Raw genomic sequence first — 25,430 nt, 5'->3', positions numbered from 1 at the left:
CTGTGCTTGCTCCTTGCCTTCTGGCTCGGTAGACAGGCGGAAAATCTACGCCTGCAATGGTTTCCAAAAGGTAAATCAACACATGTCCAAACCGGTCGTCACCCGCTTCGCTCCTTCTCCCACCGGCTATTTGCATATTGGCGGTGCGCGCACTGCTTTGTTCAACTGGCTTTATGCGCGCGGTCGCGGCGGTAAATTCCTGCTGCGCATCGAAGACACCGATCGCGAGCGTTCCACCCCTGAAGCAACTGCTGCAATTCTGCAGGGCATGGCCTGGCTGGGTTTGAATCATGATGGCGATGTGATTTCCCAGTTTGAACGCGCTGACCGCCACGCAGAGGTTGCGCATCAGCTTTTGGCGGAAGGCAAAGCGTATAAGTGTTTTGCCACCCAAGATGAAATTGCAGCTTTCCGGGAACAGGCCAAAGCAGACGGCAAATCAACGCTGTATCAATCGCCTTGGCGTGACGCCGCACAAGAGACCTACCCTGATGCGCCTTATGTGGTGCGCATTAAGGCTCCGCGTGAAGGGGAAACCATTATTCGCGATGAGGTTCAGGGCGACGTCACCATCAAGAACACCCAGCTGGATGATATGATCCTGCTGCGTTCAGACGGCACCCCGGTTTATATGCTGGCAGTTGTTGTTGATGACTACGACATGGGGGTGACTCATGTAATCCGGGGCGATGATCACCTGAACAACGCAGCGCGCCAGATGATGATCTACTCTGCGATGGGCTGGGATCTGCCCATCTATGCACATATCCCATTGATCCACGGATCGGATGGTAAAAAGCTGTCAAAACGCCATGGTGCTTTGGGCGCACAAGAGTATCAGGTGATGGGCTATCCGGCCGCTGGTATGCGCAATTATCTGGCCCGTTTGGGCTGGAGCCATGGAGATGACGAATTTTTTACGGACGCTCAGGCGCAAGACTGGTTTAATCTGGACGGGATCGGGAAAAGCCCTGCACGTTTTGATACCAAGAAACTGGAAAACCTGTGCGGCCAGCATATCGCGATCTCCGAGGACGCTGCACTGCGGCAAGAACTGACCTCATATCTTGAAGCTGCAGGAGAAACGGCGCTGAGTGACACGAAGTCAACGAAACTTGAAGAGGCCATGTTCTGCCTGAAGGATCGGGCTAAGACTTTCCCTGAACTCCTTCAAAAAGCTGAATTTGTGCTGGCTGACCGCCCCATTCAACCCGATGAAAAAGCGGCAAAAGCGCTTACAAATGTATCCGACGGTATACTGAATGAATTGACGCCGCATTTGCAAAATGTTAGCTGGACGCGTGACGATCTTGAAGAGGCGCTCAATGCGTTTGCAACCGCGCATGAGACTAAGTTCGGAAAGCTGGCAGCACCGCTCCGTGCCGCTTTGGCAGGACGGGCAGTAACGCCTTCGGTATTTGATATGATGATGGTGCTGGGGAAGGATGAATCTCTGGCGCGGATCAGCGACGCAGCAGACTAACCATTTGGTTTAACTTTCGGTTAAGTCTGCTTCTCTACAACCACGCCTGTGCGAGTACACGTGCAGGCGTGCCTCGCATGGATTGAAGTTTAAATTCTATCCATGCCCCGTAAAAGGAAGGGACATTTATGACCGAGACACAGAAAACCGCAAAGCTCAGCCTAGATGGCAATGAATATGAGCTGCCCATTTTCTCGCCAACGGCCGGACCCGACGTTCTCGATATCCGCAAGCTTTATGCTCAGGCAGGTGTTTTCACCTATGATCCTGGCTTTACCTCTACAGCGTCTTGCGACAGCACCATCACATTCATTGATGGCGGCAAAGGTGAACTTCTACACCGTGGCTATCCTATCGATCAGCTGGCTGCAAAATCTCATTACCTCGAAGTTTGTTATCTGCTGCTTTACGGTGAACTGCCATCTGCCACACAGCTGGAAGACTTTGAAAACCGCGTGACCAACCACACGATGGTTCATGAGCAAATGCACAACTTCTTCCGTGGTTTCCGTCGCGATGCACACCCAATGGCAACATTGGTGGGTGTTGTGGGCGCAATGTCTGCCTTCTATCACGACTCCACTGATATTGCAGACCCTTGGCAGCGTGAAGTTGCAGCAATCCGTCTGATTGCAAAACTGCCAACCATTGCCGCGATGGCGTATAAATATTCGATCGGCCAGCCGTTCGTGTATCCACGCAATGATCTGGATTATGCATCAAACTTCCTGCACATGTGCTTCTCGGTGCCTGCAGAACAGTACAATGTAAACCCGATCCTGAGCCGCGCAATGGATCGCATCTTTACCCTGCACGCAGATCACGAACAAAACGCGTCTACCTCAACCGTGCGTCTGGCGTCATCTTCTGGTGCAAACCCATTTGCCTGTATTGCTGCAGGCATCGCATGTCTTTGGGGTCCTGCCCATGGTGGTGCAAACCAAGCATGTCTGGAAATGCTCAAGGAAATCGGCACTGTTGACCGCATTCCTGAATTCATCGCCCGTGCCAAAGACAAGAACGATCCGTTCCGTCTGATGGGCTTTGGCCACCGTGTTTACAAAAACACCGATCCACGCGCCAAAGTGCTGAAGCAATCTGCGGACGAAGTGCTTGAACTGTTGGGTGTCGAAGACAACCCGCTGCTGCAAGTCGCAAAAGAGCTGGAACAAACCGCGCTGAACGATCCTTATTTCGTTGAGAAGAAACTGTTCCCGAATGTTGACTTCTATTCTGGCATCATCCTCGAAGCAATGGGCTTCCCCACGTCGATGTTCACACCAATCTTTGCGCTGTCGCGCACCGTTGGCTGGATTTCGCAGTGGAAAGAGATGATCTCAGATCCAGCGATGAAAATCGGTCGCCCGCGCCAGCTTTACACCGGCGAAGGGCTGCGTGATTACGTAGACATCGAAAACCGGTAATCCGGTGATCAACTGAAATTAAAAAAACCGCCCCTTCACTTAGGGGCGGTTTTTTATTGTCTTCTATTTCATTTGCCAAAGATGCGTGGCGACAAAGGTTTTAACGACCTTCAAATTTGGCAGGGCGTTTTTCCTGAAACGCTGTCACCCCTTCCAGAAAATCACGCGTATGCCCCAACTGGCCCTGCAGGGTTGCTTCATAATCCATTTGCGCGTCAAAGCTATTTTGCTGCGACTTTCGCAATGCTGTTTTAATCGCACTATAGGCGCGCGTCGGCCCCTCGCTGAGATGCTTCGCCCGCGCGCGCCATTGATCCACAAAGTCGCGTTCTGCTACAGCCTCCCAGATCATCCCCATCGCACTGGCATCAGTGGCGCTGATTGGTTCTGCAAACAAGGCCGCGCCCATCGCCTTGGCCTGACCGATCTGGCGCGGCAGGGTCCAGGTGCCGCCTGCATCTGGCATCAGGCCAATTTTGGTGAAGGCCTGTGTGAAATATGCCGCCTCACTTGCCACTACGACATCACAAGCCAGTGCCAGATTAGCCCCTGCCCCGGCAGCTGCGCCGTTCACAGCGGCAAGCGTCGGCACAGGACATTGGGCCAATGCTTCTAACATGGGTGTGTATTCATCGCGTAACACGCGTTCCAGATCCATCCGGCCGCGGCTGTCTGCGGTGCTCAGATCCTGTCCAGAACAAAAGGCATCGCCTGCCCCGGTTATGACCAGACAACGGGCATGATCACTGGCGTGCCGAATAGCATGAGTGATTTCCAATCGCATCTGTGCCGTCAAAGCATTCCGCTTTGCCGGTCTGTTCAACGTCAAAAGCGCCAGATTATCCTGAATAGAAAATTGAATTTCGCTGTAGTCCATCGTCGGCTCCCCGCCGTTTCTCTCTGCTCTTGCACTGTGGCCTAGAGAGACGGCAGGGAAAAGCCAAACCCCGCGTCAGCTGCGTTCTTTCTGACGTGCGGCGATCCGCTGTATCAGAACTTGCGCTTCGGCTGATGGGCGTTTGTGCAACCTTTGATAATTACTTCCATCACTCTCACGCACCAAAAGCCCCATATCGACCAACGTTCGGCGAATTTGGGCTGCATCCCGAAACTGGGTGTAAGTGTCGATTAATGCGCTGATCTCACGTTCATGCAATTTCTGCCGACTGGGTAAATTAGCCCAAATTGCCCAGACACACAGCTCTCTCACCCCGCGCCGTATAGGCCATTCAACCATCACACCTGTCTCATCAAAATAGCGCAATGCACGGCGCACCTGTTTATCATTCGCCTGAGGCAGGGGCGTATTTTTCTCACGCAGGTGCTGAAAGTTGCGATACCCTGCAGCACGCGCAATCAGCGACAGTGTTTCAACATGGCTCGGTGGGTTGGGAAGATCAGATCTAAGCGTTTTCGCAAATTGTGACAGATCTTCGATGGTCACGCGTATAATATCTCGCGGCATGCGTTCTCTCCTGAGGATACCACGCACGTTATGAAACGCATGGAGGTCCGCCGTTGTCCGTGGGTATCCTAAAAGATCATCGCAGGATCACAAAGTCTAACAAAGCAGGTTTAGCAACTGGCGGAGCCTTGGTGAACTGCTGACCAAGGCTCGTATAGCAGTCTACTCCGAAATCTACAATCAATCCTTCAGGATTTCAGCCAAACGTTGCTTTTCATCCGCGCTCAGGTCAGTTTCACCCTGCGATGTTGCCTTTGCGCGGTTGCGCAAGAATCCACCACCAACGCCCGCCCCGATCAAAAGCATGACAGGCCCTGCAGCCCACAGCAGCCAATTCGCGCCAGATGTGGTTGGCCGCAGTAAAACATATTCACCATATCGATTGACGATATAGGAAATCGCTTCGTCATCCGTATCTCCGGCCACCAAGCGCTCGCGCACCAAAAGGCGCAGATCACGGGCCAGTTCTGCGTTGGATTCATCGATGCTTTCATTGCGGCATACGAGGCAACGCAGATCTTTGGACAGATCCCGCGCGCGCGCTTCCAAGGCTGGATCTGTGAGGATTTCATCAGGTTGTACGGCAAGCACAGGCGCGGCAAAGGTCACAAAGGCCAGTAAAGTAATCAGGTTGCGTTTCATTCCGCGGGCACTCCTTGTGGTTTGCGTGCACCGGCAGCCACACGGAAACGACGGTCTGACAAGCTGAGCAAGCCCCCCAGCGCCATTAGAATAGAGCCCCCCCAGATCCAATTGGCCAAAGGCTTGATGTAGGTGCGCACCGTCCAGCCGCCGTTAGATTGCTGATCCCCTATCACAACATAAAGGTCACGGGTGAGACGATAGTCGATCGAGGCTTCAGTTGTCGGCATCTGCGCAACGGGATAATCGCGCTTTTCAGGCGTCAGTCGTGTCAGCGCGGCTCCTTTGTGGCGCACGTCAATATCAGCAACTGTTGCGAAATAATTTGGCCCCTGCTCGCGCCGGACGCCTTTTAGGATCAGCTCATAGTTGGCCACTTTGAAAGGTTTGTTGACTTCAGCAACGCGGATGTCTTCAACCTCCCAGGCGGTCAGCCCTGCGATGGCAAAGATTGTAACGCCAAGGCCAGCATGTGCGACCGCTTTGCCCCAATCTGCGCGCGGCAGACGTATCAGGCGGGAAACCCCGCCTTTGCCTGTACGCAGCCACAGATCTGTAAATGCGCCCGTTACCACCCATGCGCCCAAAAACAGTCCAACAGGTCCAAGCGCTGAACGTCCGCTTTGTAGCGCATAAGCCAGTGCAGCCAGCGCAAGTGACAGCACAAATACATATCGCAATTGCCACAGGGTACGTTTTACGCGTCCACGTTTCCAAGGCAGCATCGCGCCCACTGGTAACACCAATCCAAGTAGAACCATGAATGGAGAAAACGCCAGATCAAAGAAAGGCGGACCAACGCTCAGTTTCCGATCAAATGCCATTTCAGCCACCACTGGCCAAAGCGTGCCGAAAAACACAACGAAACAGGACACGGCTAGCAAAACATTGTTCACGACCAGACCGGACTCGCGGCTGATCAGGGAAAAGACCCCTTTTGCCTCCATCGTCTGAGCACGCAGCGCAAATAGCAACAGTGCTCCCCCCGTAAAGACCCCTAAGATCAACAGGATAAACACGCCGCGTTCAGGATCATTGGCAAAAGCATGGACCGACGTCAAAAGCCCGGAACGCACGATGAAAGTACCGATCAATGAAAACCCGAAGGCAAGGATCGCGAGAAGGATTGTCCAGCTTTTCAAAGCCTCGCGCTTTTCCACCACAATGGCAGAATGCAGCAGCGCGGCTGCCAAAAGCCAGGGCATGAAAGATGCGTTTTCCACCGGATCCCAGAACCAAAACCCGCCCCAGCCCAGCTCATAATAGGCCCACCAAGATCCAAGACCGATCCCAATGGTGAGAAACACCCAAGCGGCCAGCGTCCATGGACGGACCCAACGCCCCCATGCCGCATCAACACGTCCTTCGATCAGGGCAGCAACAGCAAAAGAAAACGCCATCGAAAGCCCAACATACCCAAGATACAGGAACGGTGGATGAAAGGCGAGACCGGGGTCCTGCAACAGTGGATTCAGATCCTGGCCATCCATCGGCGGTACAGCAAGACGTAAAAACGGGTTGGATGTGAACAGGATAAAGGCAAAGAAGGCAACGCCAATCGCCGCCTGTACGGACAGAACCCGTGCCTTAAGTGTCGGCGGCAATCCTTCGCCAAACACCGAGGCCAGCGCGCCAAACAAGGCCACAATCAACACCCAAAGCAGCATCGACCCTTCGTGATTGCCCCAAGTACCCGCAATTTTATAGAGCATTGGCTTTGCCGAATGGCTGTTTTGCACCACCACAAGCAAAGAGAAATCAGAGGTGATAAAAGCCCACATCAAGGCTGCAAAGGCAAATGCCGTAAAGGCAAATTGTGCCTGTGCAGCAGGTTCTGCAAGGGCCATCCAGCCGGGCCAGCGTTTATGTGCGCCCACAAGGGGCACCACCATCTGAACAATGGCAATAAGAAAGGCGAGGATCAGGGCAAAGTGGCCAAGTTCTGTAATCATAGCCTTTCTATACTTTGGACCGGGGGACGGGCCAATGGAAATTGGCCGCGTCGTGGAGCCGCAGGGGCGTTTTTCTGAAGGCAGCTTACGCTTGCGCATTGCTTTGATGCCAACGCATCAAAGCCGGGTTTTGATCCAACGAAAGATCGCTGACAGTTGGATCTGGCTGCTCTTCTTCATGTTGCGCAGTGCGGGGCTGGTCAGTTACTGAAAGTGTTTCAATGACTTGTGGTAAATGTGCCAGGGCCTGTGCAATCTGCGTCTGATGCGCTTGTCCTTTCATCTGATGTCGCGCCCCGAAATAAAAGGTGACGATAACGCCCAATAGCCACCACAATGGATCTGGCACCAGGGCAAGCCCCTGCATTCGTGCTGCAAACCAAACCGGGTCAAACATCGCAGAAATCAATAACCCAAATGTCCCAAGCGCCAACAAAGGGCGCGGCAGACGATTGACACCATCAATCAGTCGATCAAACAGATGGCTGTCCGCACGTTGAAATTCCGCTGAAAGCTGCGCGAGGGTCGCCAATTGGAAGTCATGGGCGCGTTGCCCTTCTTCCTCTGCGTTTTTACGAAAGACCTCGGCCGTTTCTTTGAGCAGGTTTCGTTGATTGCCAAAGAGGATCTGAAAAAGCGCGGGAATCATGACCAATGCGCCACGCGTTGCTGAAATTCTGTCGGCGTGAGGTGATATGCTTTTGAAATGAATTCTTCAGCGCGCTTGATCCACCCGCCTTTGCCCCCGTCCCGCGTGCGTGCAAATTTGCGACTGGCTGGGCGACGATCCGCAAGTCTAAAATAGTAGATGCGGCGCGCGATACCATAGGCGTCTGTCAAAGCCTCGGCATCGACCTCAGCAGCGCGTTGTGCAGCTGCAACTGTTTGTGCTCCGATCGCCCCATCCACCGCCAGTGTGTGCCCCATCTGATTTAAAAGACGCTGCAGAATCTTCACCGCATTGCGCCCAGCATTCACCTGCATATCAAAGACAGTCGCCTGCAAAGATTTGGGGAGATGATCAATCTGCGGGTGAAAGAAATAATGTTGTAGGAAAATCTGCGCTGCATCTTCTTTGCGCAGGGCGTGGAGGTCCGTCAGATCAATCTGACCATCGCCGTTTATGTCCTGGGCAAGCGCCTGTAAGCTGTGGAGTGTCACCCCGTATTTGGTCGCGCCACCCGGATCATCAGGATCGTTTACATAGCCGCCCTCTCGGGCCACGATATCCTCGGCAATGTCTTTTATATGTCGCATATTTAAACTCCTACCTGGGGCTACGGTAAGAGGATGTGTGAAAGATCTTAATTCTAGAATTCTGCAGCGCCCGGCCATGGCGCAACGCCAGAACATACAAGAAAAAGAAGGGCTCCCGCCCCTGCGGGTGTTTGCCATAAATGGCAAGACCCCCTGGCAGTGTTGGGCGTGGCACCGCGCGCGGTGCCACGCCCAACTGAAATCGTCTCTCTTTTGTTAAAAAGGGAGGCGCAGTTCAGGCGGGAGCCCTCCCTGTAATCCAAAATAGATCTTAGCTGTCAGTCTCTTTGTAAACGCCTTGCTCTTTCAGCGCGTCGACAACCTCTTTAGGCATGTAAGTCTCATCGTGTTTGGCAAGGATTTCAGATGCTTCAAAAACACCATTCACATAACGGCCGGTTCCGATCATGCCTTGATCTTCCGCAAATAGATCTGGAACCACACCGTTAAACATCACCGGAACCGACGCGCCCCCATCTGTGACCACAAAACGGATTACGCCGTTTTCACCGCGCTGGATGCTCCCGGTTTCCACAAGGCCGCCCAATCGAAAAACCTCAGAAGAATCCGGTGCTTCCTCAGCGACCTGACTGGGAGAGCGAAAAAAGTTGATCCCATCCCGCATGGCATATCCGATAAGCGCTGTGGCCAGCGTTAAAGCAATGGCTGCCACTGCTACAACTTGAATACGACGCTGTTTCTTTAACGTTTTCATCGCTCTATTTTCAAAGACCTCAGCGCCTTTGCCTTATCATGATCGCCTCTTGCAAGGCTATGGGAACAGGGGCGCCATCATCAGCCCAGCTGTTTCTTCTTCACCTAGCATGAGATTGGCATTCTGCAAGGCCTGACCGCTGCTACCTTTTGTCAAGTTATCCAGTGCCGCAATCACAATCGCACGCCCCGCAATTCGATCAGAGGTCACCCCGATGTGGCAAAAGTTAGAACCGCGCACATGATGGGTTGAAGGCGCGTCTCCAAAAGGCAGCAGCTCGATAAATGTCTCATCTGCATAGGCTGCTGCAAAGGTCTGATAGATCTTTTCTGCGTCGCCTTTCACATAGACGGTTGCCAGAATTCCGCGATTTGCAGGCAAAAGGTGTGGTGTGAACTGGACCTTTACGGGCCGCCCTGCGAGTTTTGAAAACTCCTGATCAAACTCTCCCAGATGGCGATGCGTCCCGCCGATCGCATAGGCGTTATAGCCTTCGCTCAATTCTGCATGCAGCAAGTTTTCTTTGAGCGCGCGACCTGCGCCTGATACCGCGCATTTAAGATCCAGAATGATGTCATCCAGATCAATCACGCCCGCTGAAATTAAAGGGCGCAACGCAAATTGGCCCGTCGCGGCATTACACCCTGTCCCCGCAACAAGACGTGCTGATTTGATGTCGTTGCGATAAAATTCTGACAACCCGTAAACCGCCTCTTCTTGCATCTCAACTGCCGTATGAGGATTGCCATACCAATGTTCATAAGCCTCTGGATCCCGCAGTCGAAAATCGGCTGAAAGGTCGACAATCTTCAGATTTTTGGGCAGTGCGCTGATCACTTCCTGACTGGTCTTATGTGGCAGCGCACAAAAGCACAGATCCACTTGAGAAAAATCAATCTCTGATATCTTACAAAGCGTTGGAAGAGAAATATGGCGCAGATGCGGGAATACGTCTGCCATGGTGCGCCCGGCTTTGCGCTCAGCGCTCAGGGCTGTGATCTCCATATTCGGGTGTTGATCAATCAGCCGTACCAATTCAGCGCCAGTATAACCAGAGGCACCAAGAATAGCGATTTTATGGGTCATGTCAGATCTCGTCGGTCAGTCTTTGCGCTCTTTTGGGCGCGTTCAATTGGGCAATGGACACAAAAGTCAGGCGTAGAGGTATTACGCTGCTTCAAATCGCATTTCTCGTCGCAAGAATTGCGTCGCACGACTGCTAACGCGGTCTGGATCACCGGTGGTGAAATACCCCCCCGAACCCTGCCCAAGCATCTCAGGATGCCGCTCCAGATAATCTGCAAGGCTTTCGGCAACCAGATCCCCCTGACTGAACACTTTCACATGCTCGCCCAAAGCGGCCTGAAAGGCATCCGCCATCAACGGGTAATGCGTGCAGCCTAAAATTGCGGCTTCGGGTTTTGGCATTTTGCGCAACAGCGCATCCACATGGCTGCGCACCATTGCTTCGGCAAGTACAAAATCGCCTTCTTCAATTGCATCAACAATGCCGCCGCATGATTGCGCTTCCACATCGACACCAATCGCGCGAAACGCGAGCTCGCGCTGAAAGGCGCGACTGGCGACAGTGGCAGGGGTTGCAAACAAGGCTACATGTTTAACGGCGACCTCACGTGGAGGGGAATTGTCCCCCCATTGGCGTTCGGTCAAGGCTTCGATCAGCGGAACAAAAACCCCCAACACCCGCTTGCCTTCGGGCAGACCGTTTTCTTGCAATCGGCGCAACGCTGCTGCCGATGCAGTGTTACAGGCGAGGATAACCAGATCACATCCTTTGGACCACATATCTTCGACGGCTGCTTTGGTGAGCTGGTACACATCTTCTGCATCCCGCACACCGTAAGGCGCGCATGCATTATCGCCGTAATACAGAAATTCTACATCGGGTAAGCGATTTTGCGCCGCATTCAATACGGTCAAACCGCCCAAACCGGAATCAAATATACCTACAGCCACACGACCCTCATCTTTGTCTCAACCAGACATTAAGTGTTGTTTTTCTTAAGCCCGGTGTTTTTCCTCAAACTCAAACCCGTATTCTGTGGATCTAAGAGGTGTTGGAGACAGCTCATACGTCGCTTTACGCAGGAAATCCATCATTGCTTTTGCGTCTGTGGCCAAAGGTGTCAGCCTATCACGGTCAATAGGGTTTCCAATGACAACTTTGACAGGAGTATCTACACGCTTACGAAATTCGTTGATCAGTAACCCCATGCGCAGAGTGGCATGCAAGTGGCTCGCGATCTGAAAAAGACGCGAGGTATGCCCTTCAAAGAACAGCGGCACCACAACCGTATCTGACTTTGCGATCATACGGGCGGTAAAACTGCGCCATCCCGGATCCATTGGATACGCAAAGGGGGTGACTGCTGTGCTCACAGTGCCTCCCGGAAAAATACCGATTGCGCCACCGTTTGAAAGATACTGCAAGGCCTCTTTCCGGGTCATCAAATTCGTGCGCAACGCTTCTTTCGTTTCAGCAAAATCAACAGGTAAAATGACCTTATTGACCTCTTCTGCGCGTTTGAAAACCTGATGCGCCAAAATGCGAAAGTCGCCGCGTACCCGCGACAGGATATGGCCCATCATCAAACCGTCCAAAATACCATAGGGGTGATTTGCAATTAACAAAACTGGGCGATCTTGAGGAATATTTGCAAGCGTTCCTGCGACAATGTCCAGGCTCAACCCGTAGCGTTCAACCATCACCTGCCAAAAGCTGTGCCCATTGGCGACGTCATTCTCATATCCTTTGGCTCTGCGGATCAACCGTAGACGCCCGGTGGAATTCTCCATCACTCGGATCATCGCCCGGCCCGATCGGGTTTGTGCAGAATGCGCATAAGATATATCACGCACAATCTGTCGTTGGCTGGACATGTCGTATCTCTTATCGCTGTTCTTACTAAAGGTGCTCAGGTGTAAAATACGATGTCGCACGGCAATGCGCCAGCCTGCTTGTCTCACGTAGGCGCGATCTTTTTCCCAGCGGTTGCAACAAGGGCGCGGTCCCGAAGGGGCCGCGCCTGGCCCAACTGTGCCGTGCACATTTTAATGTGCGCCAAACAGGCGGGAGCCCCCCCCCGTCTGCCTGACAAAGACTACTCTGCAGCCTTCTTGAATTGGGCATGCCCCGCACGCAATTGGGCCAAAATTTCTTCTCGACGCTTGGCCGCACGCGCTTCATTTTTCAGCTTCACGGGACCAAAGCCACGGATCGACAGAGGCAGCTCTGCCAACGCAAGCAGTGCATCCTGGGACACCTCCTGCGCCTTAGGAAACCATTGGTCCAGATCGCGCTCGTATTGTTTTATCAACGCACGCTCCATGCGCCGTTCTGCTGTATAGCCAAAAAGATCCAAGGGTGTACCGCGCAGAGCTTTCAAACTTGCAAGCATAGGTAGAAAACGTTCAAGCCAGCTGCCAAATGCACGTTTTTGGGGTCTCCCCTCGCTGTCTTTTCCCCACAAGATGGGCGGAGCCAGATTATAGGTCAGCTCCAGATCGCCCTCAAACTGCGCTTCAGCCTGTTCGCGGGTCTTTTGCAACAGCCGTGCGACCTCATATTCATCTTTATAGGCCAACAGCTTGTGGTAGCCCTTGGCAACCGCAAGTTTTAACGCAGGATCGGAAATACTATCCAGACGCTGCTGATATCGCTGTGCCAGAGATTTGCCCTGATAGGCAATCAGATGGTCGATCCGAAACGCGATTGCTGCATCTGGAGTCTGTGGCAAGGCCGTCACATTGGGAGCGGCCAGCTTTGCGGCTTCTTTGGCATGCAGAACCGCCCAGCGGCCAATCGCAAAAGCGCGTTTGTTGCGCTCTACCGCCGCACCGTTCAACTCTATGGCCTGCATAAGTGCCTCAAATGACACAGGCACCAGACCACGTTGCCAGGCTGCACCAAAGATCATCATATTGGAGTAGATACTGTCGCCCATGGTGGCCTGTGCCAGTTCGGTTGCATCAAACAGATCCAGCCCCGCGCGCAGGCGCGCTTCAAGCGCCAGTTGCAGGCGGTCGCCAGGAATGGTGAATTCGGTATCACGGGTAAATTCGCCGGTGATAATCTCATGTGAATTGATCACCGCGCCGGTTTTACCCGTTTGTGTCAGCCCCAATGTCTTGGCGCCCGCGCTCACCACCAGATCGCCTCCGATCAATGCATGGGCTTCACCTGTTGCAACACGTATGGCGCTTATGTCATCCGGGTGATTGGCCAGGCGGCAATGAATGTGGACCGCGCCTCCTTTTTGGGCAAGGCCTGCCATCTCCATCATGCCGGCACCTTTTCCATCCAGCTGTGCCGCTTGTGCCAGGACCGCGCCGATAGTGACGACACCCGTGCCCCCAACGCCGGTAATCACAATATTATGGGTGCCTTTGATCTCAGGTAATGTCGGCGCGGGCAAGTCTGGTAAATCCAGCGATGCGGTGGCCTGTTTGCGAATTTTTGCGCCCTTGATGGTCACGAAAGAGGGGCAAAACCCGTTTACACAGGAAAAATCCTTGTTGCAGCTGGACTGATCAATCGCCCGCTTGCGGCCAAGTTCTGTTTCTTTTGGCACAATGGAAATGCAATTGGATTGCACCCCACAATCGCCACAGCCCTCACAGATATCCGAACTGATGAAAACCCGTTTGTCGGGATCCGGGAAGGTGCCTTTCTTGCGCCGGCGTCGTTTTTCGGCGGCACAGGTCTGCACATAGATAATTGCCGACACACCTTCGATCTGTTCAAAATCACGCTGCACGTTCAGCATGTCAGCGCGTTTATGCATCAGGGTTGCGCCGGGAAACTGGCTGGCATCAACATCTTCTTTATCGTCATAAACAACGGCAATGGATTTCACGCCCATCGCGGTCAGTTCATGCGCAATTTGTGGAGCCGTTAATCCGCCTTCCGCCTGTTGCCCGCCGGTCATGGCAACCGCATCGTTATAGAGGATCTTATACGTGATATTTGTGCCTTCGGCCAAAGCTGCGCGAATGGCCTGGACGCCGGAATGATTGTAAGTGCCATCACCAAGGTTCTGGAACACATGGTTGCGCGTTGAAAACGGCGCTTCGCCGATCCAATTTGCCCCCTCACCGCCCATCTGGGTGGACCCAACGGTTTCGCGGTCCATCCATTGCACCATAAAGTGACAGCCGATGCCAGCATAGGCGCGCGCACCTTCAGGCAGGCGGGTAGATGAATTATGCGGACAGCCTGAACAGAAATGCGGCATGCGGGTCGTGATTTCTTCGGCATTATCAGCGCGTTTTGCATCCACCAACGCAGCAAGCCCCGCTTGGATGGCTTCTGTATCGCGCCCCTCTTCGCACAGGATTTCACCCAATTTTTCTGCAATCATGATAGGATCAAGCGCAAATTTGGTAGGAAACAGCTCCTCGCGATGCAGTGTCCCTGCCCCGCCCTTGTACCAACCATAAACCCGGCGCCCGCGCCGATCATCAAAGATCGCTTCCTTGATCTGGATTTCGATCAGTTTGCGCTTTTCTTCCACAACAACAATCAGATCCAGCCCTTCAGCCCAATCGTTAAAACCCTTGATATCCATCGGCCAGGTCTGGCCCACCTTATAGGTGGTAATCCCAAGGCGCTCCGCCATGGTTTCATCAATGTTCAAAAGTTTCAGGGCATGCACCAGATCCAACCAGTTCTTGCCGGCAGCGACAAATCCGATTTTTGCACCGGGTTTGCCCCAGATCCGTTTGTCCATCTTATTGGCGTGGCTAAAGGCTTCAGCCGCAAAACGCTTGTAATCAATAATGCGGGTTTCTTGCCGGAAACGATCATCATCAAGACGAATATTCAAACCATCCGGGGGGACATCGAATTCAGGCGTGACGAGTTGCATCCGATCTGCAGCGCCATCCACAACCGAAGTGACTTCGATCGTGTCTTTCATGGTTTTCAGGCCAACCCAAAGCCCTGAAAACCGGCTAAGGGCATAACCGTAGACACCGTAGTCCAGGATTTCCTGAACGCCAGCCGGACTAAGGATGGGCAGGTAACAATCCAGCAAGGACCATTCTGATTGATGCAGCACGGTTGAACTTTCGCCGGTGTGATCATCGCCCATTGCCGCAAGGACACCGCCAAATTTTGACGTGCCCGCCATATTAGCATGACGCAAAGCATCGCCGGAGCGATCAACGCCGGGGCCTTTTCCGTACCAAAGGCCAAAGACACCATCATATTTTCCTTCGCCCCGGATTTCTGCCTGCTGCGCCCCCCAAAGCTGGGTCACTGCAAGGTCTTCGTTTAATCCGTATTGAAAGGTTATATCGGCAGCTTTCAGCTGTTTTTCAGCCCGCGCCATCTGCAGGTCCACCGCCCCCAAAGGCGATCCACGATACCCCGTCACCAAACCTGCGGTGTTCAGGCCTGCAGCCCTATCACGTGCCTGCTGGATCAGCATCAAGCGCACCAGCGCTTGTGTGCCATTTAACAGGATAGGTGACTTTTTCAGATCATATTTATCGTTCAGAGAGATTTTCTGCGTGCTCATCGCGGCCTCCTCACCAGATCAGCTTGCTCTTCCTTTCTTCAAAGTAGGTCATAAACACTGACCTGAATAGATGTTTTTTCGTCACTTCGTGTTGAAGTGACGGGACGGAAATGGAAAAGAAGGCCTTCTCCGCTATAATAAACATCAAACAAAAGAGAGCGCTGAACATGGATTGGGATAAGCTTAGAATCTTTCACGCCGTGGCCGATGCAGGTAGCCTGACCCACGCGGGTGATAAATTGAACTTGTCGCAATCTGCGGTCAGTCGGCAGGTCCGTGCATTGGAAGAGCGGTTAAACACCACCCTGTTTCACCGCCATGCACGTGGTCTGATTCTGACCGAACAGGGCGAACTGTTGTTTGACGCCACGCAAGCCATGAGCCAGCGCCTTGAAGCGGCCTCTGCCCGGATCCGCGACAGCGAAGAAGAAGTCTTTGGCGAGCTGCGCGTCACCACGACAGTTGGGCTTGGCACATTGTTTCTGGCCCCGCGCCTGACAAAATTGTATGAGATTTACCCCAACCTCAATATCGACCTGATGCTGGAAGAACGCGTTTTGGACCTTCCCATGCGCGAAGCGGATGTTGCCATTCGTATGAAAGAGCCCAGCCAAGCGGATCTGATCCGCAAACGCCTGATGACCGTTCAGATGCGGCTTTATGCGTCGCAGGCCTATCTGGAAAAACACGGCACCCCTTCTACGATTGTTGATATCAAAGATCACAGGCTGATTTGTCAGAATACCAGTACGCCTCAGGTAGGCTCTGCGGCGCTTTTGGTGAAGAAATTGATGGGCAACCAGCCCGGCTCGATCCTGAGCGTGAATAATTATTTCGGTGTGTTGCAGGCCGTGGTGCATGATCTTGGCATTGGTATTCTGCCCGATTATGTGGTTGAGGACTTTCCCGGCCTTGTACCGGTGCTTCTGGAAGAAGACACCAGCGCAGTTCCTGTTTACCTCGCCTATCCTGAAGAATTACGCCACTCACGCCGCATTGCAGCATTTCGTGACTTCGTGCAAAGCGAGATCATGGAACACCGCAAACATATGAAAGAGATGGGTAAACTATAAGCTATGCGAAAACCGCATAGCAGGCTTGTTGTTAATAACGTGGAAATACTCTTGAACGGGAAGCAAGCCCTGCCTAAATGAAAAGTATGAAGACGACGGCACACGCCGTACTTCATACCTCCCTGTTGGACTGGCCGAGCTTTTTGCTCGGCCTTTTTTTTGATTTAATCGGCGCTTTTTCTCTGCAACTCCATAAGAAATGTCAAAAAATATCCTGAAAAAACTGTCAAAACCTGACGTGTCTAGATTTTGATCGGGTTTTATTGCCTTTTAGGTCTTAAGTGCTCAAACTCTATGCAGTGCAAAGATGAACCTGCGCCCTTTTATGACCTGCGTCCCCGTGACCTATGCCTCCAAACGGCGCGCAAATTCAATAACCACGCCTAGTTTGCGTCTTTAGACTTCCCCAATGCGCTTGCTTGTCCTAAAAGGCGGCCAAACTCAGCCACCGGGAAGACCAGCATGCAGGAACCAGCAATCACGCCTGAACTGATTGAAAGCCACGGGCTCAAGCCTGAGGAATATGATCTGATCCTTGAGATCATCGGGCGCGAGCCGACATTCACCGAGCTGGGGATTTTCTCAGCCATGTGGAACGAGCATTGTTCCTACAAGTCATCTAAGAAATGGCTGCGCACCTTGCCAACCGAAGGCCCACAAGTCATCTGTGGACCCGGTGAGAACGCAGGCATCGTGGATATTGGCGATGGCGACGCTGTGGTTTTCAAAATGGAGAGCCACAACCACCCGTCGTACATTGAACCCTATCAGGGCGCAGCAACTGGTGTTGGCGGTATTTTGCGCGATGTTTTCACCATGGGGGCCCGCCCCATCGCCTCGATGAATTCGCTATCCTTTGGTGAACCTGCGCACCACAAGACCCGCCAACTGGTCAATGGCGTTGTCGAAGGCATTGGCGGTTATGGCAACTGCTTTGGCGTGCCTTGCGCCGGTGGTGAGGTCCGCTTTCACCCGGCTTACAACGGCAACTGCCTTGTGAACGCTTTTGCGGCGGGGCTGGCCAAGACCGATAGCATTTTCTATTCAGCCGCGTCAGGCGTTGGTATGCCTGTTGTATACTTGGGGGCAAAAACCGGCCGTGACGGCGTAGGTGGCGCAACCATGGCATCTGCCGAATTTGATGACACCATCGAAGAGAAACGCCCAACCGTACAGGTGGGGGATCCTTTCACCGAAAAACGCCTGATGGAAGCCACGCTGGAGCTGATGCAGACCGGTGCGGTGATTTCGATCCAGGATATGGGCGCCGCGGGCCTGACCTGCTCGGCTGTTGAAATGGGCGATAAGGGCGGATTGGGTGTGAAACTCAATCTGGAAGACGTGCCACAGCGCGAAGAGGACATGACAGCTTATGAAATGATGCTGTCAGAATCCCAGGAACGCATGCTGATGGTTCTGAAACCTGAACTGGAAGAAGAAGCGCGCGCAGTCTTTGTAAAATGGGATCTGGATTTTGCCATCGTGGGTGAAACCATCGCCGAAGATCGCTTCTTGATCCTGCACAATGGTGAGGTAAAGGCCGATCTGGTGCTGTCCAAACTGGCCTCGACCGCGCCTGAATATGATCGCCCGTGGGTGCCAACGCCTGCCGCAGAAGAGCTGGCGGACGTGCCCAGCGTTGACCCGATTGATGGCCTGAAGGCGCTGATCAACTCGCCCAACTATGCGGGCAAACAGTGGGTCTATGAACAATATGATACCACCGTCATGGGCGACACCGCGCGCCGTCCCGGTGCGGGATCTGGCATCATCCGTGTGCATGGCACCGATAAAAAACTGGCGTTCACCTCGGATGTGACCCCCCGCTATGTGAAAGCGAACCCAACCGAGGGTGGCAAACAGGCAGTGGCCGAAGCCTACCGCAATCTGACAGCCGTTGGTGCAAAGCCGTTGGCAACCACCGACAACCTGAACTTTGGCAACCCAGAAAAGCCCGAAATCATGGGCCAATTTGTGGGCGCGCTGAAAGGCATCGGCGAAGCGGTGGCCGCGCTTGATATGCCCATCGTCTCTGGCAACGTGTCATTGTACAACGAAACCGACGGTCAGGCGATCCTGCCCACGCCAACCATTGGTGCGGTTGGTCTGATTGCTGCCGACGAAGAGCCTATCATTGGCGAAGCACGCGAAGGTCACGTGGCCATCCTAATTGGGGACGCGGGCGCGCATCTGGGTCAATCTGCGCTGCTTGCAGAGGTGTTTAACCGTGAAGACGGCGACGCGCCCCATGTGGATCTGGCAGCGGAGCAGCGCAATGGTGAATTTATCCGGGCCAACCGTGATTTGATCAAAGCCTGCACCGACCTTGCGGATGGGGGACTTGCACTGGCTGCCTTTGAGCTGGCCGAAGAAGCAGGCGTTGGTGTTCAATTGGACAGTGCTGATACGGCTGTTCTCTTTGGAGAAGATCAGGCACGGTATCTGGTGGCCTGTAACTTTGATCAGGCCGAAGCCCTGATGCTGGCAGCTGGACAAGCCGGGGTTACGGTTGAAACCGTCGGTAAATTTGGCGGCGACAGCGTGAAATTCGGTGCATCAGAAGCGCCGCTTGCGGATTTGGCCAGCCAGTTCCGCGCAGGGTTTGCAGCTGCGGTTGCTTAAACACATGTGCATCTGAGTAAATATCAGGCGAGAGGGCAAAAGCTCTCTCGCCTTTTTTGTGGAACTGGGCTGCAGCCAGAAAGGCCTCCTGATGACCATGCCGGACCTTAAAGCCGACTGTAGCCAATGCGCAGCCTTGTGCTGTGTGGCCTACCCGTTTGATGCGTCCGAAGAGTTTGCAATTGTAAAAGAAACAGACACGCCCTGCCCCAATTTAGCGGATGATTTCCGCTGCAGCATTCATGCGGATCTCACATGCAAAGGCTTTGGCGGCTGTGTCGCCTATTCCTGCGCTGGTGCAGGCCAGCGGATCACACAAGAGCTGTTTGATGGCGAAACCTGGCGTGATGATCCCGACCTTTTGCCCCATATGACCTACGCGCTGCGCATCATCCGCCCAATCCATGAAGCATTGCTCATCCTGAAAGAGGCCCGAACGCTCCCGCTCTCTGCAGAATACGCGCGCCGCTGTGACGCTTTGATACAGGCGCTATGCCCACAAGACGCGACCTCTATCTGGGACTTCGAAGAGGCCGAAGTGCAAGACGCATTGGCGGCTGTACCGGAATTCATACCAGAACTTGCCCCCTTTGTGCCACGATCAGATTAATCTTGCTTGCAGAGCCATAGCCCCAGCCCTACATTTTAGAAAATAGAACAAGGACCGTGCCCATGCCGATGCAGGCTCATGAAATCGAAGAACTTTTGCGCGAGGCCTTTCCAAAGGCCGAGATCCAGGTTGGCGGCCATGATGGCGTGCACATGTCCGCGATGGTGGTCGATGAAAGCTTTCGGGGCAAGAACCGCGTGCAACAACAACGCGCAGTTTACGCGGCCTTAAGAGGCAAGATGGACGGCCCCGATGGCGAACTCCACGCGCTGGCCTTAACCACCAAAGCGCCTGAGTGATCGCAAGCCTCGGACATGTTTGGCCTGCTCTCACAGGAATTCCTTTGATCGCGGGCCTTACTTTTTTAAAAATACTCCCCTATATCCGGGTCAACCAAGACCGGCTGCAAGCCCGAGAGGACATAGACAAATGACTGACGCAAACACCCGCATTGATGAAACCGTCAAAGGCACCGATGTTGTGCTGTTTATGAAAGGCACCAAGGACATGCCACAATGTGGCTTCTCCTCCCGCGTGGCAGGCGTGCTGAACTATATTGGTGTAGACTACACCGATGTAAATGTTTTGGCAGATGAAGAGATCCGCCAGGGTATCAAAGACTACTCTGACTGGCCCACAATTCCCCAGCTTTATGTCAAGGGTGAGTTCGTTGGCGGCTGTGATATCATCGTCGAGATGACCCTGTCAGGAGAGCTGGACACCATGCTGGAAACCAATGGTGTGACATTTGATAAAGCCGCCTCTGACAAGATCCGCGAAGCCAACGCGTAAACGTATTCTTTTCAAGCAAACAAAAAGGCCCGCTGAAACCAGCGGGCATTTTTCGTTTCTGTGGGTTGAATTGAATTGGACTAGATTGCCGAAATATTGATATCAGACAGTCTCAACTGGCCAGCTGCACCGCGCACTTCGGCAACAAGCCGCCCGCTTTCAAAGATCAACGCGTCATCGCCGACGCTGAAGACTTCGATATCAGTATCGACCAAGCGACCTTCAAACTCGACAGTAATCTGATCTTCAGCAGGGTTATAATCGTTGATGATTGCAGGATCATCGCCCTCGGATGTTGCATCAATGAGGAAAACATCATCTCCCGCACCACCTTCTGCTACATCCCCGGATGAAAGCACAAGCGTATCATCGCCTTCGCCGCCATCTAACGTATCGCTACCGTCAAATGCATCGTCCAGTTCAAGGTCCGCAGGCGTTTGGCCCGTTCTACCTATTTCGATCAGAACATCTGGTGTTAGTTCTTGATTGAACGCGCCGCCAACCAGAAAGTCATCGTCCTCACCGCCTTCCAATCGGTCGCTCCCTTCACCACCGATCAAAATATCATTTCCCTCATCGCCAGAAAGGGTGTCATCGTCTTCTCCACCCGACAAAAGATCAGCCTCCTCCCCGCCGATTAGAGTGTCTTCGTCTTCGCCGCCATAAATCAGGTCAGTATCATCACCACCGTCTAGAAGATCTTCCCCCGCTTCGCCGAACAGAACATCATCCCCCCCTCCGCCAAGAACAGTGTCATCACCGTCGCCAGCCATGACCGTATTGTCAGAACTTGAATTGAACCGTTCGAAATCTAAAAGATCATCACCGTCGCCCAGATTGGCTTCCTCATCACCGCCAATCTCGAATTCACGTTCGTCATCATCGTTGCTACTAGAACCAAAATCAGCAATCGCAAAACCGGCAAGCACCAAAGTGCCAAGTGCAAATAAGCCTATCATAAGTTGTATTCCAAATTTAAGTACAATTTATAAAAGCACTAAGCGGTTCGTAAAAAAATCGCAAAAGAAAACCGATATTTTACATCTTCATGCGAAAGAACACAGAGTTTCCAAATATAAAACAACCACCTCAGAGCAGAGGTGGTTGTAGGTTTTTCTAATTTATCTTCAAAGTGTTAACCAGCGATCTTGGTTTCGATTTCCTGTGCCAGGGTTTCCGTCTTTGCAGCAAGATCTGTCAGCGCCTCAGAAACCTGCGGTGGTACAAATGGGATTTCGATCCGCTCAGGCTCTGGCGGGGGCGCGGCTTTCAGCTCTGCCAGTTCAGCCTGCAATGCAGCCATCTGGGCATCTTTTTCAGCCAGTTGCGCCGCGACCTGTGCCTCTTGCTCGGCCACCTGCGCGCCGATCTCGGCATCTTTTTCAGCCAGTTGTGCTTCAACCACTTTGATTTTATCTTCAACAGCTGCGGTTTTATCCGCCAACAAAAGACCTGCCATCAGCAACATCCGTGCTTCGGGCATACGCCCGATCTGGTCTGACAGAACCTGCGCTTCGTCGTCCAGCATCTTTGCGGCGGAATGAAGATAGCTTTGTTCGCCGTCCTGACAAGACACTTCAAATCCACGCCCGCCAATATGAATGGTTACTTCCGGCATTAAACCACCTCCTGCTGGGGGGCTGTTGCTACTGGACTCGCACCAGTCAGCAGCGGTTCAAGACGGGCAAGAACCGCTTCCATTTCCACCTTATCTGTTGCCCGGGCCGCGCGTTGGCCTTCCAACTCGGCTTCCATTGATTTGTTGATCAGATCCGTATCAGCCACGCCTTCGGCATTTGCCGCGCGCAATGCTGCATTTGATTGCACCAACTGTTCATTTATGGCCCGCAGGCTCTGCAGCTGTGCATCCAGCGCTGTCAGATCCGGCATCGCTGCAACCTCGCTTTGCGCGGCCGCCAACGCATGCTGCAATGCTTCAGCCTCAGATTTTAGACGCGTGTTTTCCGCTTCCAAAGCAGCCAGATCAACGGCGGCGCTGGTGTCTTCTGCTTCCGCTTGCTCAAGTTCCTCAAGCTGCCTTACAAGGCTGGCGATCTCACCTTCCAGCGAAACAATCTGATCTTTCTGGCTGGCAGCCCCGTTGCGCGCGCCTTCCAGTTCGATCTTCAGACGTTTAACTTCTTCCGTCAGCGCCTCTTGCGCCGAAGAATTCGCAGCATTGCCAATTTCATTGCGCAGCAATTGCACTTCAGCTTGCAGGGCCGCGATCTCTTCATCCTTTTTGGGATCACTTACAGGCGTCGGCGCTGCCGCACTTTCTGCCGCGGTCAAACGTCCTCGAAGGGTTTTCAAGCGCTCTTCCAGCTGCGCATTTGCCATTTTCTCTTCGTCAAGCGCTTGTTCAAGTTCCGTGTTCTGGGCTGAGGCCGCAGCTGCAACCGCCGCATTCTCTAACCCTTCAACACCGGAACCAATCCGCGCCAGCGCGGTCGTGATCCGCGCCTGCAAGGCCTCCAACTGCGCAAGTCCTGCGTCTGCCTCATGTGTCTCTGTCTGGCCTGTATCCATCCGAGCCTGTCCTCATTCGACCAATCCATTGCCACGTATACACCAGAAACCTTGCGCGAATCGCAAAGCCTCCGTCCAGCGGCGGTGGTTCTTTCACTTTAAAGGAGTAAATCACCCCCCGTGCGCTTTCAAGCACTTGAGGCGAGTTCTTCATGAAATGCGCGTAACATCGTACCATGGCGCTTGCACTTTAGCCATTGACTGCTATTGAGCAGAGAAACCGACTGACAGCCAAAGGAAAGTCCTGTGGATCTTACTGCTCTGCGCTCTGCCAACCCCGAACACTGGGCCAAAGCCGCCGCCATCCGTGGTCTGACGCTTGATGCCGTTGCTGCCGCCAACTCAGGCCATTCGGGCATGCCCATTGGCATGGCTGATGTTGCAACTGTTCTGTTTGAAAAACACATGAAATTTGACGTGACCGCGCCGCAATGGCCGGATCGCGACCGTTTCATTTTGTCTGCCGGCCACGGCTCTATGCTGATCTACTCCCTGCTCTATCTCATGGGTGATGCGCAGGTGACTGAGGCACAGATCAAGAACTTCCGCCAAATGGGCGCGCTCACTGCAGGGCATCCTGAAAACTTCCTGCTGGATGCCGTTGAAAATACATCCGGTCCTCTGGGTCAGGGAATTTCAAACGCTGTGGGTTTTGCCATGGCCGAAGAAATCCAGCGCGCGCAATACGGTCGCAAGATCGTGGATCACAACACCTATGTGATTGCCGGTGACGGCTGCCTGATGGAAGGGATTTCACAAGAGGCCATCGGCATCGCGGGACGTCACTCGCTGGGCAAGCTGATCGTTCTGTGGGATGACAACAACATCACCATCGATGGCACCGTTGAACTGTCTGACAAAACCAATCAAGTGCAGCGTTTCAAAGCCTCAGGCTGGCATGTTCAGGAAATTGACGGCCATGATCCAATGGCAATCGATGCCGCGATTGAAGCTGCGAAGAAGTCCAAGAAACCTTCTATGATTGCCTGCAAAACCCACATCGCGCTGGGGCATGCGGCACAGGACACCTCCAAAGGCCACGGTGCGCTAACCGATGCGGATCAGCTGAAAGCCGCAAAAGAGGCCTATGGCTGCCCTGCTGAAGCCTTTGCGGTGCCCGCAGATGTTAAATCCGCATGGGAAGCAATCGGGCGTCGGGGTGGCGCAGATCGCACCGCGTGGGAAGGCCGTTTTGCGGACGTCTCCCAACAGAAACAAGACCGATTCAACCGCGCCTATGCCTTTGAAGCACCAAAGAAACTCGCTTCTGTTGTGCGCGCCCTGAAAAAGCAAGCCTCAGAAGAGCAGCCCAAGGTCGCAACCCGCAAGGCGTCTGAAATGGCCCTGTCGGTGATCAACCCTGTGATGCCCGAAACTGTCGGTGGTTCAGCGGATCTGACCGGTTCAAACAACACCAAGACGGATGATCTGGGCATGTTTGACACCAACAACCGCAAGGGTCGTTACGTCTATTGGGGCATCCGTGAGCACGGCATGGCCGCAGCGATGAACGGCATGGCGCTGCACGGTGGTATCCGCCCTTACGGTGGTACCTTCTTCTGCTTTACCGATTATGCGCGCCCCTCCATGCGTCTGGCGGCCCTATCCAAGATCCCAACCGTTTTCGTGATGACCCACGATTCCATCGGTGTCGGCGAAGATGGCCCAACCCACCAGCCGGTGGAACACCTCGCAATCTGCCGCGCGACCCCTAACACCTATGTGTTCCGCCCCGCAGATGTAGTGGAAACCGCAGAAGCCTGGGAAATCGCGCTGTCGTCCAAGGAAACGCCTTCTGTGATCGCGCTGACCCGTCAGGGCCTGCCGACCGTGCGCACCGAACACAAGATGAACAACCTCACCGCGCAGGGTGGTTACGTCCTGGCAGAGGCCGAAAACAAACGTCAGGTCATCCTGATCGCTACGGGTTCTGAGGTCTCTTTGGCGATGGAAGCCAAGGCCAAGCTGGAAGCCGAAGGCATCGGCACTCGCGTTGTCTCAATGCCCTGTATGGAGCTGTTTCTTGCCCAAGATGAAGCCTACCGCCGCAAAGTCCTGCCCGCAGGCCCCGTGCGCGTGGGCATCGAGGCCGCCATGCGTGATGGCGGCTGGGACCGCCTGCTGATGGGTGAACGCGGCCAAGAAAAGAAATCGGGCTTTGTCGGCATGACTTCCTTTGGTGCATCTGCTCCTGCTGGTGAACTGTTCGAAAAGTTCGGCATCACGGCAGACGCAGCAACTGCAAAAGCGAAAGAGCTGATCGGCTGACTGCCCGTAGAATTCAGTTAATGTTTCTAAAGGGAGCCCAACGGCTCCCTTTAGTT

General features: G+C 53.6%; 22 protein-coding genes. 8 read left to right on the top strand and 14 right to left on the bottom strand.

Annotated elements, in window-relative coordinates; translation table 11 throughout:
• Positions 1-82: 82 nt before the first annotated feature.
• On the top strand, positions 83-1,483 hold the full coding sequence (gltX, locus tag BLP79_RS05330) for a glutamate--tRNA ligase (RefSeq protein ID WP_090217078.1): 1,401 nt from the start codon (positions 83-85) through the stop codon (positions 1,481-1,483).
• 128 nt (positions 1,484-1,611) lie between these two features.
• Positions 1,612-2,907, top strand: a complete 1,296-nt coding sequence (gltA, locus tag BLP79_RS05325; RefSeq protein ID WP_090217076.1) for a citrate synthase — start codon at positions 1,612-1,614, stop codon at positions 2,905-2,907.
• Positions 2,908-3,007: 100 nt separating this feature from the next.
• Here the strand turns inward: gltA and BLP79_RS05320 are convergent, their stop codons facing one another.
• The 11 genes from BLP79_RS05320 to BLP79_RS05270 form a co-directional block, all read right to left on the bottom strand.
• A complete protein-coding gene (locus BLP79_RS05320) occupies positions 3,008-3,784 on the bottom strand; it encodes an enoyl-CoA hydratase-related protein (protein ID WP_090217074.1) in 777 nt (258 codons plus the stop codon).
• Between the two features lie 75 nt (positions 3,785-3,859).
• A complete protein-coding gene (locus BLP79_RS05315) occupies positions 3,860-4,372 on the bottom strand; it encodes a DUF2087 domain-containing protein (RefSeq protein ID WP_090217073.1) in 513 nt (170 codons plus the stop codon).
• 180 nt (positions 4,373-4,552) lie between these two features.
• On the bottom strand, positions 4,553-5,014 hold the full coding sequence (locus BLP79_RS05310) for a cytochrome c-type biogenesis protein (RefSeq protein WP_090217071.1): 462 nt from the start codon (positions 5,012-5,014) through the stop codon (positions 4,553-4,555).
• A complete protein-coding gene (locus tag BLP79_RS05305) occupies positions 5,011-6,966 on the bottom strand; it encodes a heme lyase CcmF/NrfE family subunit (protein ID WP_090217069.1) in 1,956 nt (651 codons plus the stop codon). Before BLP79_RS05305 ends, BLP79_RS05310 begins: the two co-directional genes overlap by 4 nt.
• Before the next feature lie 85 nt (positions 6,967-7,051).
• Positions 7,052-7,615, bottom strand: coding sequence for a holin family protein (locus BLP79_RS05300; RefSeq protein WP_090217067.1), 564 nt, complete (start codon positions 7,613-7,615; stop codon positions 7,052-7,054).
• Positions 7,612-8,223 (bottom strand): holin-associated N-acetylmuramidase, encoded by a 612-nt coding sequence (locus BLP79_RS05295; protein ID WP_090217065.1) that lies wholly within the window; start codon positions 8,221-8,223, stop codon positions 7,612-7,614. Before BLP79_RS05295 ends, BLP79_RS05300 begins: the two co-directional genes overlap by 4 nt.
• A gap of 271 nt (positions 8,224-8,494) precedes the next feature.
• Positions 8,495-8,938, bottom strand: coding sequence for a cytochrome c maturation protein CcmE (ccmE, locus tag BLP79_RS05290; RefSeq protein WP_090217064.1), 444 nt, complete (start codon positions 8,936-8,938; stop codon positions 8,495-8,497).
• Between the two features lie 57 nt (positions 8,939-8,995).
• A complete protein-coding gene (gene argC, locus BLP79_RS05285) occupies positions 8,996-10,024 on the bottom strand; it encodes an N-acetyl-gamma-glutamyl-phosphate reductase (protein WP_090217063.1) in 1,029 nt (342 codons plus the stop codon).
• A gap of 81 nt (positions 10,025-10,105) precedes the next feature.
• Entirely contained in the window at positions 10,106-10,915 is an 810-nt protein-coding gene (gene murI, locus BLP79_RS05280) for a glutamate racemase (protein ID WP_090217061.1), read from the bottom strand.
• Positions 10,916-10,960: 45 nt separating this feature from the next.
• Complete coding sequence (locus BLP79_RS05275) at positions 10,961-11,839, bottom strand: lysophospholipid acyltransferase family protein (RefSeq protein ID WP_090217058.1); 879 nt, start codon at positions 11,837-11,839, stop codon at positions 10,961-10,963.
• A 221-nt stretch (positions 11,840-12,060) separates the two neighbouring features.
• Positions 12,061-15,480: an indolepyruvate ferredoxin oxidoreductase family protein gene (locus BLP79_RS05270; RefSeq protein WP_090217057.1), complete on the bottom strand. Its 3,420-nt coding sequence runs from the start codon at positions 15,478-15,480 to the stop codon at positions 12,061-12,063.
• Positions 15,481-15,647: 167 nt separating this feature from the next.
• Here BLP79_RS05270 and BLP79_RS05265 point away from each other — a divergent pair, with 167 nt between their 5' ends.
• The 5 genes from BLP79_RS05265 (at position 15,648) to grxD (ending at position 20,577) form a co-directional block, all read left to right on the top strand.
• Positions 15,648-16,553 carry a LysR family transcriptional regulator gene (locus tag BLP79_RS05265; RefSeq protein ID WP_090217055.1) on the top strand — a complete coding sequence of 302 codons (906 nt, stop codon included), beginning with the start codon at positions 15,648-15,650 and terminating at the stop codon, positions 16,551-16,553.
• Positions 16,554-17,015: 462 nt separating this feature from the next.
• Positions 17,016-19,175 (top strand): phosphoribosylformylglycinamidine synthase subunit PurL, encoded by a 2,160-nt coding sequence (purL, locus tag BLP79_RS05260; protein WP_090217053.1) that lies wholly within the window; start codon positions 17,016-17,018, stop codon positions 19,173-19,175.
• Positions 19,176-19,266: 91 nt separating this feature from the next.
• Positions 19,267-19,785, top strand: a complete 519-nt coding sequence (locus BLP79_RS05255; RefSeq protein WP_232716216.1) for a hypothetical protein — start codon at positions 19,267-19,269, stop codon at positions 19,783-19,785.
• Between the two features lie 62 nt (positions 19,786-19,847).
• Entirely contained in the window at positions 19,848-20,084 is a 237-nt protein-coding gene (locus tag BLP79_RS05250; RefSeq protein WP_090217051.1) for a BolA/IbaG family iron-sulfur metabolism protein, read from the top strand.
• A gap of 130 nt (positions 20,085-20,214) precedes the next feature.
• Positions 20,215-20,577 carry a Grx4 family monothiol glutaredoxin gene (gene grxD, locus BLP79_RS05245; protein ID WP_090217049.1) on the top strand — a complete coding sequence of 121 codons (363 nt, stop codon included), beginning with the start codon at positions 20,215-20,217 and terminating at the stop codon, positions 20,575-20,577.
• 80 nt (positions 20,578-20,657) lie between these two features.
• On the opposite strand, the gene BLP79_RS05240 is transcribed toward grxD, so the two are convergent.
• From BLP79_RS05240 to BLP79_RS05230, 3 genes are all read right to left on the bottom strand, one after another.
• Positions 20,658-21,536 carry a calcium-binding protein gene (locus BLP79_RS05240; protein ID WP_090217048.1) on the bottom strand — a complete coding sequence of 293 codons (879 nt, stop codon included), beginning with the start codon at positions 21,534-21,536 and terminating at the stop codon, positions 20,658-20,660.
• Between the two features lie 176 nt (positions 21,537-21,712).
• Positions 21,713-22,195: a cell division protein ZapA gene (locus tag BLP79_RS05235; protein ID WP_090217046.1), complete on the bottom strand. Its 483-nt coding sequence runs from the start codon at positions 22,193-22,195 to the stop codon at positions 21,713-21,715.
• Positions 22,195-23,106, bottom strand: coding sequence for a hypothetical protein (locus tag BLP79_RS05230; protein WP_090217044.1), 912 nt, complete (start codon positions 23,104-23,106; stop codon positions 22,195-22,197). Before BLP79_RS05230 ends, BLP79_RS05235 begins: the two co-directional genes overlap by 1 nt.
• Positions 23,107-23,352: 246 nt before the next feature.
• Here BLP79_RS05230 and tkt point away from each other — a divergent pair, with 246 nt between their 5' ends.
• Positions 23,353-25,374, top strand: a complete 2,022-nt coding sequence (tkt, locus tag BLP79_RS05225) for a transketolase (protein WP_090217042.1) — start codon at positions 23,353-23,355, stop codon at positions 25,372-25,374.
• The last annotated feature ends 56 nt before the right edge of the window (positions 25,375-25,430 follow it).

This window comes from Epibacterium ulvae (assembly GCF_900102795.1).
Classification (GTDB): Bacteria; Pseudomonadota; Alphaproteobacteria; order Rhodobacterales; family Rhodobacteraceae; genus Epibacterium; species Epibacterium ulvae.
This window is presented reverse-complemented; position numbering and strand designations above follow the sequence as displayed.